The following is an 18,319-nucleotide window of genomic DNA, read 5'->3' on the forward strand; positions in this document are numbered from 1 at the left end:
GTGTTTTGATATCGTTTTCATTGCTATTATCATAAATGCAAAGAAAACGTTTTCATAGATTTTGGTGATAATGTTCTTTTCGGTCCTTTTGGTCTTTTTCCCCCAAAAATTATAAAAAGTTTACAAATGTATATAGGGCAAGGGTTTACGGGTTTAGCCTTTAATTGAAAGCTATTAATTTATTTTTATAGTACAGAGAATAAAAATCATTATGTATTAGTACAGGAGTTTGTTTATCAGAACAAAAAAACCACCTGAGATAAACCCAAGTGGCTATATACGAAAGTCTTGTCTAGCAGATCGAGTGCTATATAGGACATTTGTATACTAGTTAATGTGCAGTATTTTCAGAATCCAATTCATTTTTATAACCATTTGTTGGATCGAATTCATTTTCCATTTTCGCAACAACTACTGTTGCAACAGAGTTACCGATAATATTCGTAATCGCACGCGCTTCACTCATAAATCTGTCAACACCGATAAGAAGGGCAATCCCTTCGACTGGAATCATTGGGAAGGCAGCTAATGTTGCGGCCAACGTTATAAATCCAGAACCTGTAACTCCAGCGGCCCCTTTAGAAGTCAGCATTAATATCCCAAGCAAAGTGATTTGTTGCCAGAAAGAAAGAGGCACGTCATAAGCTTGTGCGATAAACATAGCAGCCATTGATAAGTAAATTGACGTACCATCAAGGTTAAATGAATAACCAGTTGGTACAACTAAACCGACTACTTGCTTAGAACAACCGAAATTCTCTAATTTACGCATAATAAGCGGTAAGGCTGATTCAGATGAAGAAGTTCCGAGTACAATCAATAGCTCATCTTTTATATAGTTTATGAATTTGAAAATATTAAAGCCGTAATATTTTGCTATAGAGCCTAATACGATAATCACGAACAAGAACATCGTAATATAAACGGATAACATCAGTTTACTTAATGACCATAATGAGCCAAGACCAAAGTTACCGATTGTATAAGCCATAGCACCAAATGCACCTATTGGTGATAATTTCATAATCATGCTTATAATTTTAAAGAATATATCTGCTACCTGTTCGAATAATTTAATAATTGGTTTTGCAGGGGCACCGATTGAAGCTGTAGCAACTCCAAACAACACAGCACAGAATAATACAGGTAGTAACTCGCCAGCTGCAAGAGAACCGAAGAAATTCTCCGGGATAATGCCCATGATAAAACTTGCGATGCCATGTTCAGATTCAGCAGCTTGTTTTGTAAATTGTGCAACATCACCTGCAGTTGCAGAAGAAGTATCTAAACCTTTACCAGGTTGGATAATATGTACAACGATCAATCCTATTGCTAGAGCAATAGAAGATACGATTTCAAAATAGATTAATGCTTTACCACCGATTGATCCAACCTTTTTCAGGTTGCCCATTCCTCCTATGCCAATTACAACAGTAAGGAAGATAATTGGTGCTATTAACATTTTGATTAGTTTAATGAAAATATCAGCAAGTACTTTTAATTGAGACCCGAAAGTAGGGAACAATGCGCCTACTATAATACCAAGAATGATTGCACAGATGACTTGAACTGTTAAGTTTTTAAAGTTGATTTTCATACGACTGGCCTTCTTTGTAATTTTATTTGGTATCGCTTACAACGATTCCATCATAACGCTGTTGTAAATGTTTTTAATGTTATGGTTTTAAAACTCTTTTTGGTCATATTGGTCACGAATTGTGTTAAAATTTAGATTCGCTCCAAAATGCAGTCATATCAAGGGATAAGAAAAAGCCTTGGAGTAATCCAAGGCTTTAAAAAACTTTAATACACAAATAAGAAAATATGTTTTGTACTAGTACAGTTGTGTAATTGTTGTTATTTATTGTTAATTTCTTTTTCGATTTCCTGTAAAAAGGTTTCGCTTACTTGTTTACGATAGTCATTATAAATCGGTTTGAATAGTTTTTGCCATCTTTGTTGTTCTTCATTCGATAACGTATTGATATGAACATCAGACAAAAGCTGTAAACTTTCCAAATCCTTATCATTCATTTGCTTCGAATGTTCAAAATTCCAAGCGGTAGCCTCATTAATTGCCTCTATTACTTTTTCCTGCAAATCAGTTGGCAGACTGTTATAAAAATCCTCGTTCATCATAACAGCGTAACCAAGTATGCCGTGATTAGTTATCGTTAAGTTCTTTTGTAGTTTATAAAAGCCCTTGGAGTAAATGTTGGAAATTGTATTTTCTTGTGCATTCAGTTCTTTTTTCTCTAGTTCTGTATATAGTTCATCAAATGATGTTGCAACGGGGGTTGCTTGAAATAAAGTGAATTGTTGTTGCAACACCTTACTTGGCATGGCACGTACTTTAAGTCCCTTAAAATCTCCAGAGGCAAGTATCGGTTTACCAGACGTCAGTATTTGCTTAAAACCGTTATTCCAAAAAGCTAGCCCTTTAATATTGTAGCGACCAAGTTGATTAAGTAATTGCTCACCGAAAGGCCCTGTTAAAACTCGCTCCACATCTTCTTCTGTATGAAATAAATAAGGTAAATCAAGCACTGACCATGTTGGCAACGTGTTAGTCATTTTGGAAAACGATGGTGCAATCATTTCAACATCGCCATTTTCCAATGCATTCAACTCATTGTTATCGTTATATAGCATACCGTTTGGATAGATCACAACGCGGATACGCCCATCAGTTTTTTGCTCTAATAATTCAGCAAACTTTATAGCAGTTTGTCCTTTAGGTGTATTTTCCGCCACTATATGACTAAAATTAATAACGATTTGATCATTTAACCCGCCTTGTTCTTCATCAATTGGTAATGTCGAGTCTAAGCCGAATTGTTGTTGATAGCCGATGATACCAATAAGTACTATTAAAGTGATGAAAGCTGTAGTAATATATAAACGCATTTATGTACTCCATAAAATTCTGACTTTTTTCTTACATTCTAACATAGTTTCAAATGTTACAATGGAGTCATTCTATAAATTATTCAGGGGGGCGCGATGAAAACAAAGCAAATTTCGATGAATAGCAAGATCATGTCGCTCACCTTTTTCCTCATCGTTTTTTCATTATTAGTTGCAGGTATTTTCGTACTCGGAAATATAATGAAAACTAAAGAAAAAGAGCTAGGTACCGAAGCAATGTTAATAGCTAGGACGGTCGGAAAGCTACCAGAAATAAGGGAGCAGCTTGATTCAAATAGATCATTTGAGAAGAAGTCTGCTACTATCAATCAAACCGTAGAAGGTATCCGTGTTATAAATAAGGCTGATTATATTGTTGTTCTAGATATGGAGCATAGAAGGTTATCACATCCTGTCAAAAGCATGATAGGACAGACATCTAATACAGTTGATGAGAATGCAGCTTTTGTTGAACATTATTATATTTCTAAAGCAAAAGGTGAAGTTGGTAATGTAGTGCGTGCCTTTGTTCCTGTTATGAGCGAAGAGCACAAACAAGTAGGTGTTGTAATCGTAGGTTATAGTCTGCCAACTGTATTTGAGATTATTAAAAGCATTCAAAATGAAATTATTATTGCTACAATGCTGAGTCTCTTTTTTGGAGCATGGGGGGCATGGGTATTAGGCCGTCATATGAAGAAGCAGATGTTTGGCTTAGAACCTCATGAAATTGCACGACTTTATGTAGAGCGAACAGAAACATTTAATGCAATGCATGAAGGGATTATCGCGATTGATAAAGAAAACACAGTAACCATCTTCAACAAAAAGGCACGTCAAATTCTAGGAGTAGAAGGTGACGACTTTATCGGCAAGAAAATCTATCATATTTTACCTGATACACGTTTACCCGAAATTCTTGATTATAATGAACCTGTTTATAACAAAGAACTCTTCATTAATCAGCATAGTATTATGAGTAATCGCGTGCCAATAGAAGTGAATAATGAAACGGTCGGGGCTATTGCTATTTTCCAAGATCGTACCGAAGTGAATAAGCTTGCTGAAGAATTAACAGGGGTTCAAGAATTTGTACAAGCACTTCGTATTCAAAATCATGAACACAAAAACAAAATGCATACAGTAGCAGGGTTACTACAGCTTGGCCACTATGATCAAGCACTAGCATATATTGTTAAAGTTAAAGAGCAACAAGATGATATTACGAATTTTTTAGATGAGCGGATTAAAAACCAAAATATCTCCGGTCTATTATTAAGTAAAATTAATCATGGTAAAGAACTTGGCATCGAAGTTGAAATCGATATGAATAGCCAACTGTCCTATTTACCAGAAAGTCTAGCATTCAATGATTTTGTAATCTTGCTAGGCAACCTAATTGAAAATGCATTTGATGCACTATTAAATGTAGAACGGGAAGAAAAACATGTCTTAATAAGTATCGATCAAGATGAACATACCTTATCTATTTTAGTAGAGGATAACGGGGCTGGTATTCCAAATGATAAACTGGAGCAAATTTTTCAAAATGGTTTTACAACAAAAGCTCAAAAAAATCACGGTATCGGGTTATACTTAATTGATGGAATTGTGAAAAAAGGAAACGGTACTATCGAAGTATCGAGTACACCTGGTGAAGGTACAAGCTTTTTCATCACTTTTTATTTGTAAAGGAGGGGCTTGAATATGCTTCCCATTTCTGTGTTATTAGTAGAAGATGACCCAATGGTGCGTCAAGTAAATCGCCAATTTATAGAGCGTGTCAAAGGGTTTCGTATTGTAGGTACTGCAGGGAACGGTATTGAAGGAATGAAACAGATTAAACAGTTGAAGCCAGATCTAGTCGTCATGGATATATTCATGCCAGAACAAGACGGCATTAAAACTCTGCAAAAGCTTCGTGAAAGTGATACAAAGGTGGATGTCATCACAGTGACAGCAGCTAACGATATGAAAACGATTCAACATGTGTTACAACTCGGAGTATTTGATTACATTATGAAACCATTTACATACGAACGCATTAAACATACTCTTGAAAATTACATGCATTTTAAAGAAAAAGTATCCTTAAAAAACGAATTGACTCAACGTGAACTAGACGAATTATTACATCATCAACAAAATACTAGAAAAGAACCGAACAACTTACCAAAAGGTCTAAACGGTTCCACTTTAGAGAAAATTGTTTCTTATATTGAAAAACAGGAAGCAGCCATTTCTGCCGAAGAAGTTGCCAATGGTGTAGGGCTAGCACGAGTCACAGCACGTCGTTATCTTGATTACTTAGAAAAACAGCAAAAAGTCGTCATCGATATTCAATACGGAGGCGTAGGTAGACCGGTTAATCAATATCGGATTATTCATTAATATGGTAATGCCTCTATTAGTTGAATTTTAGTAAATGTTGAAATTCTACTATATTGACAAAAAGGCAGACCAGTTAGTGAGCAAATTAAAGTTGGTGATAATATGTCAAGAAATATAAATAAATTATTAAAAGCATTTCCAACGGAATTAAAGGAAGATGTGATTAGAGTTTTAAGTATAATTGACCATTCAAACAAGCTAGACTTTTCATATGGTTTTGAGGTTAATTTTAGAGGAAGTAAGTTGAATATTCCTGAACGCATATATATTAATGAACCTTCCTTATTGCAATACAACACATTAACAGATAGACAACAAGTAGTATTAAATTGTTTATTTACAAGACATCATGATGGGTTTATTAGGGAAGAACATTTAAAAAAGATAATTAATCAATGTAATTACTACATTTGGATAATTCCATATATAATTCAACTTACAGGGGAGTATGTAATCGAAATTTTACAAGTGATCAAAGATAATTTAGATAGTATTGATAAGAGTATCATAAAAGAGTTTATTGCAGAAAATGCAACATTTTATAATACAATTGAAAGTAGAGTAATCAGTTATTGGAATTGTAATTATCGAAGTAAATATCCAGCTATAACAGATTATGTAGGTTATGAAATCATTGAGTATATCGATGCTTAAATGTTCTTTATATTAGGTTAAGTTTAGTTTAAATGGGGGATTCAATATTTTATTGAATCCCCCTAATTTTATTTAAAGATCCCAAAATGCACTTCTCGAACACATCTTCAAAGGATAAAAATTCCCCTACTGATATTCAATTAATAACTTATCCAACAGCATGATACAACACTTCAATGATAACGTTTCTACAATAGTAGAAAAAAAGCTTGTGATTTTGTAAAATCAACAAGCTCTTTTATCAATCTTTAAATATCTTGGAGTGTGCCCCATACTACAGAAATATATGGTTTTGTATTAACAATCAAATCTTTCATTAAAGAATCATTGAATGATACTTGAATAGATTCCCCGCCATTATTTTTAGTAATGGCTAAACCTGCTACTTCTTCTAAATCCAATTCCATTCGTATCCTTTTTTCGTCTCTCCAATTTATTCTTAGGCGATTTATCGAAGGTTCAATAATTACTTCAAGTATTTCGTTATCTCGTCTCAATACTAATGTGCTTTCGTTATAATACCAATCCAAGTCTTTGTCTAATATTTCTGGTATTGATTCAAATATATCAATCAGTTCATACATTTCTGGGAAAGTTTCGATTGTATTCATCTTCTCTCTAATGTTTCTATAGTTTATAGATTATTAAAACATTTTCTATAGTATAAATTATTTTTATTAAAATAATAATCTCTTTTTTAATTTTAATATTTTGAATCAGTTATCTCTATGTAAAGAAGCCAACTAGTTGCATTCACAAATTTATTACTGCGAATTGTATTAGAGTTCGCCTATTTTCCCGGGTAACTGCATAGATTGGTGATAGCAGACAAATAGTAGAATGAAAGATATTATTTGTGCAACAATTTAAGATTATGCAGTTTTCATAGGGGGTATGAAGGATGAAGAAGATTATTAATCAACCTGAACAAGTGCTAGTTGATATGTTAGCTGGATACAAATTAGTGCACGATGACGTGACGTATTTAGAAGATACACATGTCATTACACGCGCTCAATTTACATCTAATAAAGTCGGCATTATTAGTGGTGGTGGAAGTGGGCATGAGCCTGCACATGCGGGTTTTGTTGGTCTAGGGATGCTAGATGCGGCTGTATGTGGACATGTTTTTACCTCTCCTACACCCGATCAAGTATTTAGTGCTATAAAAGCTGCAGATCAAGGCTCTGGTGTTTTCCTTGTCATTAAGAATTATAGTGGGGATTGCATGAATTTTGAAATGGCAAAGGATCTAGCAGAGTTAGAAGGTATTGCAGTAGACTACGTTATAGTCAATGATGATGTGGCTGTATTCGATAGTAGCTATACAGAGGGGCGTCGGGGAGTTGCCGGCACAATACTAGTTCATAAAATTATCGGTGCTGCCGCAGAAAAAGGGGCTTCACTTGAAGACATTAAGACGCTAGCAGAAAGTGTCGTAGCACATCTTGCCACTGTTGGCGTTGCTATAAAACCTGCCATTGTACCTGAGGTTGGTAAGCCTGGTTTTGACTTAGATGAGGATGAAATGGAATTTGGTATTGGGATACACGGAGAACCCGGTTATAGCCGTGAAAAAATCAAAACTTCTCGTGAAATTGCAGAGGAGTTAATTAATAAAATTGAAGTAGAAACCAAATGGACGACGGATCAAACTCTTGCTGTACTTATTAACGGTATGGGTGCTACGCCACTTATGGAGCAATATATTTTCGCGCATGATTGTTTAAATCTATTGCAAGAAAAAGGCTACAAAGTACAATTTAAAAAAGTTGGGAATTACATGACTGCTATTGATATGGCAGGTGTCTCTTTAACATTATTACAATTAGAAGATCCGAAATGGCTTGAATATTTAACTGAAAGTACACTAGCGCCTGCTTGGTAAGGGGGAGTTTATAATGATCATCACAAAAGATTTTGCACAAAAATGGTTCACCGTATTTGCAGAAAAAGTAATTCAAGATAAAGAACAATTAAGTGAATACGATCGTATTATAGGTGATGGAGACCATGGCATGAACATGGCAAGGGGAGCGCAACAATTACTCACTTCATGGCAAGAGTCTGTACCTCCTCATTTAGCAGATGTATTCAAGCATGCTGCGATGAAATGGATTAGCGGGGTAGGTGGAGCATCAGGGCCCCTATATGGTACAGCGTTTCTAGAAATGGCAAAAGCCATTGGCACGAAAGAAGAGTTACAGCATGATGAATTAATAAATGTAATCAAAGCCGGATTTGATGGGATAAAAAAACGAGGAAAATCAGATATCGGCCAGAAAACAATGCTAGATGTATGGGCACCAGCTATTGAATCCATAGAAGAAAAACAGCTAACAACAGAGATATTAGAAACAACCCTAACAAAGGTTACTGCTTTAAAGGCAACAAAAGGTAGGGCATCCTTCTTAGGGGAGAGGTCTATAAACGAAGTAGATCCAGGTGCCGCTTCCTCTAAACTGTTTTTTGAAGCACTATTAGAAGCAGGTGATTTAAATGACGACTAATATCGGCATAGTCATGGTGTCACATAGTAAGGATATCGTAAAAGGTTTATATGACTTAATACACCAAGTTGCACCTAATGTGTCTATCACATTTGTAGGTGGGACAGTGGATGGTGATATTGGCACCAGCTTTGAAACAGTTCAACAAGCAATTGAAGAAAATACAAATGATCGACTGTTCGCTTTTTATGATTTAGGTAGTGCCAAAATGAATCTTGAAATGGCTGCGGAACTCTCAGAGAAAGAAATTGAGATTATGGACGTCTCGTTTATTGAGGGTGTCTATTGTACAGCTGCATTATTTGAAATGAATGCAGAATTATCTGCAGTTATAAATGAGTTAGAGAAATTAATGATAAAAAGATAAGGCTAAATTAACTCTAAAAGTCTTTTAAAGTTCTATAAAAACCACCTCTTTTGTTATTATTAGAGGTGATTTTTTATTGTATTTTTATGTTAAAGTTGATGTGGAGATAGTGAAGAAATATACTTAAACAAAAAGGTCTGTTTGGTTGATCAAGGAATGCATTAAAATGTTAATTATTCTTGTATTAACACGAAAAATGGGAGTGATTCATATGGGAAATACGCTATTTACCGCATTTAGTCTTTCAGGTAACAATGGATTAAAAAACCATTTAAAAATGAAAGAGAAATCAAATCGTTTTACCCTCATTCAATCTAAGGTAATATCTAATAATGTAATGCAGTATCTTTATGAACGCAATGGAATACAAATTTATAGCTATGCATTTCTATTAGAGGATGAAGACGGGATTGAGTCGTATATTTTTATTGAAAACAATGAAATATTTGAACAATTTGTTTCTCATCTAAAGGAAAAAGATGCAAATGAGCTAAGCATTGACGTATATTTAGATGTTCATAATCACGAGGAAACAGAGCAGAAGTTAAATCAATTGTTCCAAAAAGAAAAAGATATGGAAGAGGAATCGAATTATTGTCATTTATTTGGTCAACAAATGTGGCATGGTAATGCTTATATGGTTGCGAATCGTGCTGCATTACTAGGAATAAAAGAGGCGATTGAAGTTGCTTTAGAAAATGAAGAGTCGAGAGTAACAATGTTTCCTTCTGATGGGGAAGCCTATGATTTGTTTATCAAATGTACAAATGAAGGGTTTGAATGGGAACAAATTAATTTACCTTATCATAATCCAGAGGTAATTGAAAATGACAAAGACCAAACAAAAAAACCTGCTAAATTTTTTGAAAGATTTAAAAGGATATTAGCATTTGCGGATTAATATATGTAAATCCAAGGGAAAGTGAAATAGTTAAAATTAATTCTAAATCTACAATTGACCTTTTTCTAAAATCAATATTTACATACTAAGTTCGTTTTACTGTTATTATGAAATCAAAACCCGTTCTATTATATCCAATATTTTCATATATAGTTAAATTTTATTGACACTGGAATTTACTTTATGCTATATTTCGTGTAATAACTTTGAAGGGAAGATGAGTGGACAATGTTAAACTAATTCTATTTTTTACAAAAGAGTATATACATGTACTTGTAAAATTGGATTAGTCTGCTCATTTATCATATTTCGAAGAACCTAATACGAAAAAATAGGTTTATTTGTCATGAATAAATATATGAATCGACTAATCCTTCCAAATTAATGGGGGGATTTTTTGTTTCCTCTCATCTTAGAGGTGATTTGAATGACAGAGAATATTCTTATAAAAAATATGACATTTAAATACTTATCGATGCTAAAACCGATTTTTAAAAATGTAAATTTAAACATCAATGAAAATTGGAAATTAGGACTTGTTGGCAGGAATGGGCGAGGAAAAACAACCTTTTTAAAAATACTTTTAAACCAGCTTGAGTATAAAGGTTCTATACAATCAACATTAGATTTTAAATACTTCCCGTCATATCCAGATATTCATAAAAATTTAACCGCTTTAGAAGTGTTACTGAAACAAAACCCACATATCGATATTTGGCAAGTTGAACGTGAATTAACTTATATGGATATATCGCATGACATTTTAGATAAAAGTTTTAATGTATTAAGTGGTGGTGAACAAACAAAACTCTTGCTAATTGAGTTATTTTTGAATGAAAATTCATTTCCTTTAATTGATGAACCTACAAATAATTTAGATTTGAATGGCAGGAAAATCGTCAGTCAGTATTTAGAGAAGAAAAAGGGATTTATAGTTATTAGCCATGATGAGTCTTTTTTAAATCAATTCGTGGATCATGTTTTAGCCATCAATAAAGAATCGATTGACATGATTAGAGGTAATGTGGATACGTGGAAATATGAAAAAGCAAATGCAGATATGCTTTCTGAGGAAAAGAATGCCAAACTAAAAACGGAAATTGGTCGACTAAATGATGTTTCCAAACAAATGAGTACGTGGGGGCAAAAAAGAGAGAATAGTACAAAAGATGCCTCAGCAAGACGACTAGCTGCAAAACAAATGAAGAGAGCGAAAGCAGTGAAAAAACGAACAGAAGCGATGATTGAAGAAAAGGAAAGTCTTCTTCATAATATCGAAAATGTTTCTGAACTCAAAATGATAGTTAAACAGCCAAGAAAACAGGTTTTATTCTTTCGGGATTTTTCGATTTTAAGAGAAGGGATACCTCTTTTTGAACCAATCAATATAGATGTATATCCAACCGAACGATTTTTTATTGAGGGGGAAAATGGAGTAGGTAAGTCCACTCTATTAAATTTTATACTTGGAAGAGAGCAGCTAGAAACTATGGGTGAATATCGAATAAGTCTACCTCAACATCTATCAATACTAAGTCAAAAAAATCAAGTGGAAATAGATTATTTTTCACTGCTTAATCAATTACCTTCGAAAGAAGCAAAAGAAGAATATTGGCATCTATTATATCAATTAGGAATTGAACGTTCTAGTTTTTCCGATAAATCTAGTGAAAATTGGAGTGCTGGTGAACAGAAAAAAGTCTTCTTAGCAAATGCATTATTAGGAGAAAATGAGTTGTTTATTTGGGATGAGGTAACCAACTATTTAGATATGTTCGTGATAAATCAAATGATAGATGCGATAAAGAGATCTCAACCAACTATGATTGGAGTAGACCATAATGAATATTTCACTAATGCGATTGCTACAAAAAAGATAAAATTAAGATCTTTTTGATAAATGATTATGTTGTAGTAGTAAATGAAATCATTTGAAAGTACAAGAAAAGGATAGAGAGAGTAAATATATTTTACTCACCTATCCTTGCATTGAAATAACAATTTCTTTGCAGTATTAAAAACAAGTTAACGAAAGTACTATTTACAATAATGAGGCACATCGTTTAAACCTATTAATATATATTTGTACAGACATATTATCTATTTAAGATCAAACTAATCTTTCCTGTATAAAATAATGCGCTATATATTAAAGCAATTCCTGACATAACGATAATACCTATGAAGATAGACATCTCCCAAGGAGCTAAAAACGCTCCTAATATAAGAGCACCACTACTAATCATACTCGCTCCATTGAATCCTAGACCAGAGAAAGCAAGATATGACCCCCTTTTATCTGGCGGTATACAATTAGCCTGCTCCGCTTGAAATACAGGCGAATACATGAGCTCACCTAAAGTTGCTAATGCTCCAAAAAGTAATAGGAGATAGAAATGATTCGAAGAGGTTAAGAAGGTATAACCCAATCCGTACACTGCAAGCCCTAATAGGATTGATTTCTTATTATTCATTGTATTTGTCCATCTTGATACTAAAAAGGTGAAGCATACTACAAGTAATGTGTTTTCAAAGCTCAGCAAGCTGAACATTCGAACTCCTTCAATTTCAAAGCCAAAAATCTTCACCGATTTAAAGGTTTCCGCAAGCCGAACACTAATATAGCTACTTAAAGAAAATTCCGCAGAAAAGATAAACATCATAGCTAGTGTCAATTTCACAAAACGATGATCCATTAAAGCTGTTTTATAATTACTAATTAAATCTAACAAGATATTATCATGCTGTTTTTCTATTGTTGGTATAGAATCGTCCTGCAGCCAAATAAGATATGCAATTGCGATAAAAACAGTAGTTACTGTCAAAAAGCTAAATAACATAATTTGATGATTCATATAAAGAAGCCCACCTAAAATTGCACCAAAGCTAATTGATAAATTCAAAAGCCAGTAATCAATCGCGAAGACAGCTTTCCGGTTTTCAGCTGTTGTAGAATCTAATATTATCGCCTGCATGGCAGGTCGTCCAAGATTACTAGATATAACATAAATAAGATACAACGCAGTAAACAACCAAATTAGACGTTTATTTGGAATTAAACAAAGCGTCATCAATAATAATAGTGCGAATGTCGTAAAGGAAGTTATTAACAGCACCTTTTTTCGGCGAAAACGGTCCGCAATATAACCTCCAACTAAATTAGTAGCAAAATTAATTCCAACTGATAGAAGTAGCAGTGAGCCAGCAAATACTTTATTCACTTCATGAGCAAAAAACAAAGCGATAAATGGCATAACAGCATTAAAAGCTATTCGATTAAAAAAGGAAGTTATTAATCTCAATTTAATATTTTGTGGTAAATCTTTCAATTTCATATTGTCTACCTCCTAGATTTACTTTATATTAAACTGGACTAATAAGTTAAAAAAGGGACAATTTTATATATTATGTCCACTTTTAGAGGTGACTACTATGGAAGCAGCTTTACTAAAAATCTATCGATCATTTCAATCAGGGACAGTAAAACAAAAGGAGTTAGCAGAATTACTTGAATTAAGTGTGAAGCAAACATCGAGATTACTACATAGATGGGAGAAAGAAGGGTGGCTTAACTATACTCCTGGAAAGGGGAGGGGAGTTCAATCTTCTTTGAGTTGGTTACGTAATATAGAGGAATATTATGAAGGTGAAATGCAAGCTAAATTAAAAAATGAATCAGTGGAAGAAGCAGCGAAGTATTTAAACTTTGATTGGTCTGCAGGAGCAAAACAAAGACTTACAAAGATTTTTCAATCAAGATTCGGTTACGAACAAGACGGAACAGACAAATTAATCATTCCTAAAAGGCATCCCTTTATTACAATTAATCCAATAGAAGCAGCCGATGCTTATAGTGCAAATCTTGTATCAAACTTATATAACCGCCTAGTCCATGTTGATGCTAACGGTGATGTAACGTCGGAAATTGCTCATAGTTGGGAGCAGGCTAACGGCAGACTACGACTTTATTTAAGAAAAGATATCCAATTTCATGATGGGTCGATACTAACTGCAAAAGACGTAGTGAATTGCCTCAATAAACTACGAAAACATCCAACCTATCAAAAAATATGGGCACCAGTAGAAGCAATTGTTTCTCCAGCACCTCTAGTGGTGGAACTGCATACGACATGTAGTTATTGTTTACAGCTTTTAGGATTAATTAGTGCAAGTATTTTCAAAGAAACCAAAAATCAATTATATGGTACAGGTGCATTCTTTTTAGAAAAAAGTTCCCCTTCGATAACTATCTTAAAAGCCTTTTCAGAATATTTTCAAGAGAGGCCATTGTTAGATACTGTTGAATTTGTTACTGTACCAAAGGATTTTGATAAAATTTACCGTTCATCTCAAACTACAGTATCCACAGATACTATAGATGTGCAAAGTGACTCTGGTTTTGGAATTGTCATATTAAATATTTGTCACGAATCAGCTATTCAAAATAAAGCGTTACGTCAGTTTATTCACCATATAATAGCAAGACATCGAGAAGAAATTGTAGATTTAAATCAATATCATCATAATTATTCTCCAAATCATAATGGCTTCCTAATTGGTCACAGTAAGCCATATACAATTACAGAAGTCGTGTGTCCAAAAGTAGAAAAACCATTAGTTATAGAGTATGTAAATTATACAAAGGATCTAACGATATGGTTGAAAAACCTATTAGAACACGAAGGCATTCCGGTAGAACTGCGTTATGTGACATTTCAAGATCAACTAAATAATCGTTGTTTAACAAATAAAGCCGATATTATCATACATGGAGAGATATTTGAGTTAAATCAACAGCTCTCATTCTTTCAATTTATGACAAGTGATAATTCTGCTGCTTCTGATGTAGTACACGCCCATCCATTAATTACTGATCTAATTCAAAAATATGTTGAAACACCATTTGAAGAATGGACCAATCTAAATTTACAAATAGAAAGAAAATGTATCGATGAGTCTATTTTAATTCCTTTATATTATGAAAAACGTATTATTCCCTTCTCAACAGATATTCAAAATGTAACAATTAAGCATTTTGGCTATGTTGATTTCTCTAAATTGTGGATGAAACCATTAAATACAGAAAAAGGATGTCTCACGTTGTAACGTGGGGCATCCTTTTATAAGTTATAAAATATTAAAAAACGACTAAAGCGACTTAAGAATTGGTTCTTCGATTTTCTATACTAAGTAAGAGCTAAAGATCTCTTACCTTTGATAGTAAGAAAATCCAGGGAACTTAACAACAGGATATTTTACTTTTTGTAGGGCATTCAATAGTTCTGGTCCAACATGCAAATTGTCTTCTACTAGGTCAGAAGGGGTAAGCGCCATCCATTGGTTTAAAGATACATCAGCAAACCGATCACTCTTGAACATTTCCAAAAACCACAAACTTTCAGTACCGGTATTTTGAATGTAGTGTCCATTAGCAAATGGCACATAACCGACATCTCCAGCACGATAATCAAATGTTCGAGCTATACCGTTGCCACTAAATACCGTCATGCGTCCCTGTCCAGAGAGGTAATACTGCCACTCGTCGTTATTTGGATGCCAATGCAGTTCTCTCATTGCACCCGGTTCAATCTTGACAAGGGCCGCGGCGATTTTTTTTGAGATAGGAAAGTTTGTAGAGTCTACTATACGTACAGTGCCCCCAGGTATTTGCATTGGTTTTTGCGCTAATAACTTGTGCTTGAACGTTTCAGGAATTGTTCCGTAAGGGGATTGAACCTTGTCATTTTGTAGGGGACCTGGAACCTTATCTTGAAAAATATACACCTGCTCTGTAGGTATGTTGTCAAACGCACTTATAGGTACGCCAAAATTAGCAGACAATACATCTTTTGGCGTGTGAGCAAACCAATCCGAGATGGATAAAGTATTCAAGTCGGAAAAAGCACCGTCATCGAAAACGAGCAGGAATTCACAGTGTTCTAAACCTTGTATTGAATGTGGTAGCCCAGGTGGGAAGTACCAAAGCTCGCCTGGACCTACATCAGCAACGAAATTACGACCTTCAGAATCTATGGATGTAATTCGTGCATGACCGGATATCATAAAAGACCATTCTGCTTGTTGGTGCCAATGTAATTCTCGAACACCACCAGCCGTCAAGCTCATATTTACACCAGCAAGAGTAGTTGCTATGGGCAATTCTCTAACAGTAACCTCTCTTGACCACCCACCATGATTTAAAGTCATGGAGGTGTCTGAGAATGAAAAACGCATATTAGGGAGCAAACCAGCATCTGTCTTTGGTGGCACTAACATATCAGGGTTTTCAAGATCTCTCATAATATCTCGGGGTCCAGTATCATATCCTCCTTCGCCGTTACTTCGAATAGGCTGAGGTATAGTGTCTTCTATATTTTCGTTAGGATTATCCATTACGTAAACTCCTTTCATTGGACTACTTGCCAAATAAGAACATACATAATGATATATGATAAGGAATCTGTCTAAATGACCATCTACTTCAAGCAAAAGTGTTTTATCCATTTGATCTAGAATTCTAAACTGAAAAATAGAAGTGGAAGAGTGAATAAATTAGTCGAACAGAGCATCCCTTGAATTTTAAGGGATGTTTTTTTATTGAAAAAACCAGTTGGCTTTAAAGTGAAAAACTTATTCAATTTCCAACGCAATATTTCAGAAGTGGAATTTTAAACCAATGCTCTTTTTTTGAGTTGAGTCACTTTTGCATATTGTTAAATTTCGGTAAGTGAAACTTACTTGTTGCATATTTCTCAAATTTATATTATATTACTTGATGCATCAACTATTGATATATCAAACATTGATGCATCAAGTAAAATGAATTTTGAAAAAGGAGCTCTATATCATGCACAAATATCAAAAAACGAATGATTTCAATGAAATTGTATATGGTCGCCGTTCTATTAAGGAATATGACCCTACGGTTAAAATTAGCCGTGAAGAAATGAGTGAAATTATAGCTCAAGCTACGAAAGCACCCTCTTCAATTAATATGCAACCTTGGCGCTTTGTCGTCATTGACAGTGAAGAAGGGAAAGCAATACTAGCTCCTCTTTCTAGATTCAACCAGGATAAAGTCATGAGCTCATCTGCTGTAATCGCTGTCTTCGCTGACCTAAATAACTTTGATTATGCCGAAGAAATTTACAGCAAAGCCGTTGAACTTGGATATATGCCTCAAGAAGTTAAAGAATTTCAATTGAATGCGTTTAAACCGCTCTATGAAAAGATGTCCGATGAAAAAATGAAAGATACTATTATGCTCGATGCTGGTCTTGTTTCAATGCAACTCATGCTTGTAGCCCGTGCCTACGGTTATGACACGAATGCTATCGGTGGTTATGAGAAAGACCAGATTGCTGAAGCCTATGGACTGGATAAAGATCGCTATATTCCGGTTATGTTAATTTCTATCGGTAAAGCCATCAATGATGGTTTCCAATCATATCGCTTACCAGTAGATACAATCACAAAATGGAAATAAGATGTAAGTACAACAATTTAAAGTAACATTGAGGTTGTATTTAATAACTTCATTAGAAGTAATTGAAAACAAATTGGTATATTTCATATATATAGATAACAAACAAGTATTGGTAAATTAGCCTCAGGTTTGCAAGTTAGACGGTTTTGTATTATCTTTATTGAGGAGTCAATGATTGAGCGCTCAATAAAATAATAGGCACTCTTATATGTTGACTTCATAAAGTACTTAGGAGGTCAGTTGATGCAATGTTCACTTTCAAATCAAGAACAAATCTTACATCTGCTTAAAGGACTTAATAATCAAATTAGCCCTAAATTTGAGCGATGTACAGGCATTAGCTCAACACGCTTTGAATTGCTACATCAGCTTTTTGAAACAGAAGAAATTAATCAGTCCAACCTTCAAAAAGCTGTTAATATTGACAGTGCTGCTATTACCCGTCATCTAAAACAACTTGAGGCAAACGGTATGGTGACAAGACGAAGAAATCCAACCGATAATCGAGTGATTTTTGTTCGACTTACAGAGGAAGGGCGTAAGCGAATTGTTGGTTACAAAAAAGAAAAGATTAATTTTGTGAACCAAATGCTTCTTGATTTTAACCCAGAAGAATTAGAAGCTCTATCTGACATGCTTAATCGTATGCAAAATAATATTAGTGAATACTGAAATTTTGATTCACTAAATCAAATGAACTGGATCTTATCAAATGTAAGATTTTAGTTCAATCAATTTAAATAAAAGGATGGCTAACAATGATTATTATTCACGCAAAACTTCAAGTAAAACCGGACCAAGAACAAGCATTTTTGGAAGAATCAAAAACACTTCTTAAAGCTTCAAGAGCTGAAGAAGGTAACATTAGCTATGATTTGATGAAATCTACTGAACAAGATTACCATTATACAATGGTCGAACTATGGAAAGATGCAGAAGCTATTGCAATCCATAATACTAGTGAACATTTCACTGCTTTTACTCAAAAAGCTCAAGCTTTCATGGCTGCACCAATGGACCTTAAAGTATTCAGCGGAGAACATTTAAAAGCATAATTTTGTTTCAAATAGCAAACACCCCAAGAAGGTTATTCTTGGGGTGTT

The 18,319-nt window shown here is 34.2% G+C and carries 17 protein-coding genes; 12 read left to right on the forward strand and 5 right to left on the reverse strand.

Annotated features, from left to right (window positions below):
- Positions 1 to 331: 331 nt before the first annotated feature.
- On the reverse strand, positions 332 to 1,597 hold the full coding sequence (locus MHH85_RS08885; protein WP_340706737.1) for a dicarboxylate/amino acid:cation symporter: 1,266 nt from the start codon (positions 1,595 to 1,597) through the stop codon (positions 332 to 334).
- Between the two features lie 260 nt (positions 1,598 to 1,857).
- Positions 1,858 to 2,907 (reverse strand): DctP family TRAP transporter solute-binding subunit, encoded by a 1,050-nt coding sequence (locus MHH85_RS08890; RefSeq protein ID WP_340706738.1) that lies wholly within the window; start codon positions 2,905 to 2,907, stop codon positions 1,858 to 1,860.
- Between the two features lie 96 nt (positions 2,908 to 3,003).
- Here MHH85_RS08890 and MHH85_RS08895 point away from each other — a divergent pair, with 96 nt between their 5' ends.
- The 3 genes from MHH85_RS08895 to MHH85_RS08905 all read left to right on the forward strand — a co-directional run bounded on the left by MHH85_RS08895 (position 3,004) and on the right by MHH85_RS08905 (position 5,952).
- Positions 3,004 to 4,599, forward strand: coding sequence for a sensor histidine kinase (locus MHH85_RS08895; protein ID WP_340706739.1), 1,596 nt, complete (start codon positions 3,004 to 3,006; stop codon positions 4,597 to 4,599).
- Between the two features lie 15 nt (positions 4,600 to 4,614).
- On the forward strand, positions 4,615 to 5,298 hold the full coding sequence (locus MHH85_RS08900; protein ID WP_053415438.1) for a response regulator: 684 nt from the start codon (positions 4,615 to 4,617) through the stop codon (positions 5,296 to 5,298).
- Positions 5,299 to 5,400: 102 nt separating this feature from the next.
- Positions 5,401 to 5,952 (forward strand): hypothetical protein, encoded by a 552-nt coding sequence (locus tag MHH85_RS08905; RefSeq protein ID WP_340706740.1) that lies wholly within the window; start codon positions 5,401 to 5,403, stop codon positions 5,950 to 5,952.
- A gap of 248 nt (positions 5,953 to 6,200) precedes the next feature.
- Here MHH85_RS08905 and MHH85_RS08910 read toward each other — a convergent pair whose 3' ends face one another.
- Positions 6,201 to 6,563 carry a hypothetical protein gene (locus MHH85_RS08910; protein ID WP_340706741.1) on the reverse strand — a complete coding sequence of 121 codons (363 nt, stop codon included), beginning with the start codon at positions 6,561 to 6,563 and terminating at the stop codon, positions 6,201 to 6,203.
- Positions 6,564 to 6,853: 290 nt separating this feature from the next.
- Here MHH85_RS08910 and dhaK point away from each other — a divergent pair, with 290 nt between their 5' ends.
- The 5 genes from dhaK (at position 6,854) to MHH85_RS08935 (ending at position 11,627) form a co-directional block, all read left to right on the forward strand.
- Positions 6,854 to 7,840, forward strand: coding sequence for a dihydroxyacetone kinase subunit DhaK (gene dhaK, locus MHH85_RS08915; protein ID WP_340706742.1), 987 nt, complete (start codon positions 6,854 to 6,856; stop codon positions 7,838 to 7,840).
- A gap of 13 nt (positions 7,841 to 7,853) precedes the next feature.
- The gene (gene dhaL, locus MHH85_RS08920) at positions 7,854 to 8,462 is read left to right on the forward strand and encodes a dihydroxyacetone kinase subunit DhaL (protein ID WP_340706743.1); all 609 of its coding nucleotides are present in this window, start codon (positions 7,854 to 7,856) and stop codon (positions 8,460 to 8,462) included.
- Positions 8,452 to 8,829 carry a dihydroxyacetone kinase phosphoryl donor subunit DhaM gene (gene dhaM / locus MHH85_RS08925; RefSeq protein ID WP_193739676.1) on the forward strand — a complete coding sequence of 126 codons (378 nt, stop codon included), beginning with the start codon at positions 8,452 to 8,454 and terminating at the stop codon, positions 8,827 to 8,829. The genes dhaL and dhaM overlap by 11 nt, the downstream gene beginning before the upstream one ends.
- Before the next feature lie 211 nt (positions 8,830 to 9,040).
- Positions 9,041 to 9,730: a hypothetical protein gene (locus MHH85_RS08930; RefSeq protein WP_340706744.1), complete on the forward strand. Its 690-nt coding sequence runs from the start codon at positions 9,041 to 9,043 to the stop codon at positions 9,728 to 9,730.
- 427 nt (positions 9,731 to 10,157) lie between these two features.
- Positions 10,158 to 11,627: an ATP-binding cassette domain-containing protein gene (locus MHH85_RS08935; RefSeq protein WP_340706745.1), complete on the forward strand. Its 1,470-nt coding sequence runs from the start codon at positions 10,158 to 10,160 to the stop codon at positions 11,625 to 11,627.
- A 199-nt stretch (positions 11,628 to 11,826) separates the two neighbouring features.
- Here the strand turns inward: MHH85_RS08935 and MHH85_RS08940 are convergent, their stop codons facing one another.
- A complete protein-coding gene (locus MHH85_RS08940; RefSeq protein ID WP_340706746.1) occupies positions 11,827 to 13,065 on the reverse strand; it encodes an MDR family MFS transporter in 1,239 nt (412 codons plus the stop codon).
- Positions 13,066 to 13,162: 97 nt separating this feature from the next.
- On the opposite strand from MHH85_RS08940, the gene MHH85_RS08945 reads away from it, so the two are divergent.
- Complete coding sequence (locus MHH85_RS08945; RefSeq protein WP_340706747.1) at positions 13,163 to 14,836, forward strand: ABC transporter substrate-binding protein; 1,674 nt, start codon at positions 13,163 to 13,165, stop codon at positions 14,834 to 14,836.
- Between the two features lie 102 nt (positions 14,837 to 14,938).
- On the opposite strand, the gene MHH85_RS08950 is transcribed toward MHH85_RS08945, so the two are convergent.
- The gene (locus MHH85_RS08950) at positions 14,939 to 16,123 is read right to left on the reverse strand and encodes an oxalate decarboxylase family bicupin (RefSeq protein ID WP_340706748.1); all 1,185 of its coding nucleotides are present in this window, start codon (positions 16,121 to 16,123) and stop codon (positions 14,939 to 14,941) included.
- A 454-nt stretch (positions 16,124 to 16,577) separates the two neighbouring features.
- Here MHH85_RS08950 and MHH85_RS08955 point away from each other — a divergent pair, with 454 nt between their 5' ends.
- From MHH85_RS08955 to MHH85_RS08965, 3 genes are all read left to right on the forward strand, one after another.
- Positions 16,578 to 17,216 carry a nitroreductase family protein gene (locus MHH85_RS08955; RefSeq protein ID WP_193739671.1) on the forward strand — a complete coding sequence of 213 codons (639 nt, stop codon included), beginning with the start codon at positions 16,578 to 16,580 and terminating at the stop codon, positions 17,214 to 17,216.
- 243 nt (positions 17,217 to 17,459) lie between these two features.
- Positions 17,460 to 17,888: a MarR family winged helix-turn-helix transcriptional regulator gene (locus MHH85_RS08960; RefSeq protein ID WP_340706749.1), complete on the forward strand. Its 429-nt coding sequence runs from the start codon at positions 17,460 to 17,462 to the stop codon at positions 17,886 to 17,888.
- Positions 17,889 to 17,974: 86 nt separating this feature from the next.
- On the forward strand, positions 17,975 to 18,271 hold the full coding sequence (locus MHH85_RS08965) for a putative quinol monooxygenase (RefSeq protein ID WP_340706750.1): 297 nt from the start codon (positions 17,975 to 17,977) through the stop codon (positions 18,269 to 18,271).
- Positions 18,272 to 18,319 lie beyond the last annotated feature (48 nt).

The sequence above is a fragment of the Viridibacillus sp. FSL E2-0187 genome, from assembly GCF_038006425.1.
In the GTDB taxonomy this organism is placed as follows: domain Bacteria; phylum Bacillota; class Bacilli; order Bacillales_A; family Planococcaceae; genus Viridibacillus; species Viridibacillus arvi.

Bases quoted from the DNA above. Each gene is read 5' to 3' on its own strand.
- MHH85_RS08885 (WP_340706737.1), bottom strand. From the start codon at position 1,597: ATGAAAATCAACTTTAAAAACTTAACAGTTCAAGTCATCTGTGCAATC.
- MHH85_RS08905 (WP_340706740.1), top strand. From the start codon at position 5,401: ATGTCAAGAAATATAAATAAATTATTAAAAGCATTTCCAACGGAATTA.
- MHH85_RS08930 (WP_340706744.1), top strand. From the start codon at position 9,041: ATGGGAAATACGCTATTTACCGCATTTAGTCTTTCAGGTAACAATGGA.
- dhaM (WP_193739676.1), top strand. From the start codon at position 8,452: ATGACGACTAATATCGGCATAGTCATGGTGTCACATAGTAAGGATATC.
- MHH85_RS08965 (WP_340706750.1), top strand. From the start codon at position 17,975: ATGATTATTATTCACGCAAAACTTCAAGTAAAACCGGACCAAGAACAA.
- MHH85_RS08960 (WP_340706749.1), top strand. From the start codon at position 17,460: ATGCAATGTTCACTTTCAAATCAAGAACAAATCTTACATCTGCTTAAA.
- MHH85_RS08895 (WP_340706739.1), top strand. From the start codon at position 3,004: ATGAAAACAAAGCAAATTTCGATGAATAGCAAGATCATGTCGCTCACC.
- MHH85_RS08910 (WP_340706741.1), bottom strand. From the start codon at position 6,563: ATGAATACAATCGAAACTTTCCCAGAAATGTATGAACTGATTGATATA.
- MHH85_RS08900 (WP_053415438.1), top strand. From the start codon at position 4,615: ATGCTTCCCATTTCTGTGTTATTAGTAGAAGATGACCCAATGGTGCGT.
- dhaK (WP_340706742.1), top strand. From the start codon at position 6,854: ATGAAGAAGATTATTAATCAACCTGAACAAGTGCTAGTTGATATGTTA.
- MHH85_RS08890 (WP_340706738.1), bottom strand. From the start codon at position 2,907: ATGCGTTTATATATTACTACAGCTTTCATCACTTTAATAGTACTTATT.
- MHH85_RS08950 (WP_340706748.1), bottom strand. From the start codon at position 16,123: ATGGATAATCCTAACGAAAATATAGAAGACACTATACCTCAGCCTATT.
- MHH85_RS08945 (WP_340706747.1), top strand. From the start codon at position 13,163: ATGGAAGCAGCTTTACTAAAAATCTATCGATCATTTCAATCAGGGACA.
- MHH85_RS08935 (WP_340706745.1), top strand. From the start codon at position 10,158: ATGACAGAGAATATTCTTATAAAAAATATGACATTTAAATACTTATCG.
- MHH85_RS08955 (WP_193739671.1), top strand. From the start codon at position 16,578: ATGCACAAATATCAAAAAACGAATGATTTCAATGAAATTGTATATGGT.
- MHH85_RS08940 (WP_340706746.1), bottom strand. From the start codon at position 13,065: ATGAAATTGAAAGATTTACCACAAAATATTAAATTGAGATTAATAACT.
- dhaL (WP_340706743.1), top strand. From the start codon at position 7,854: ATGATCATCACAAAAGATTTTGCACAAAAATGGTTCACCGTATTTGCA.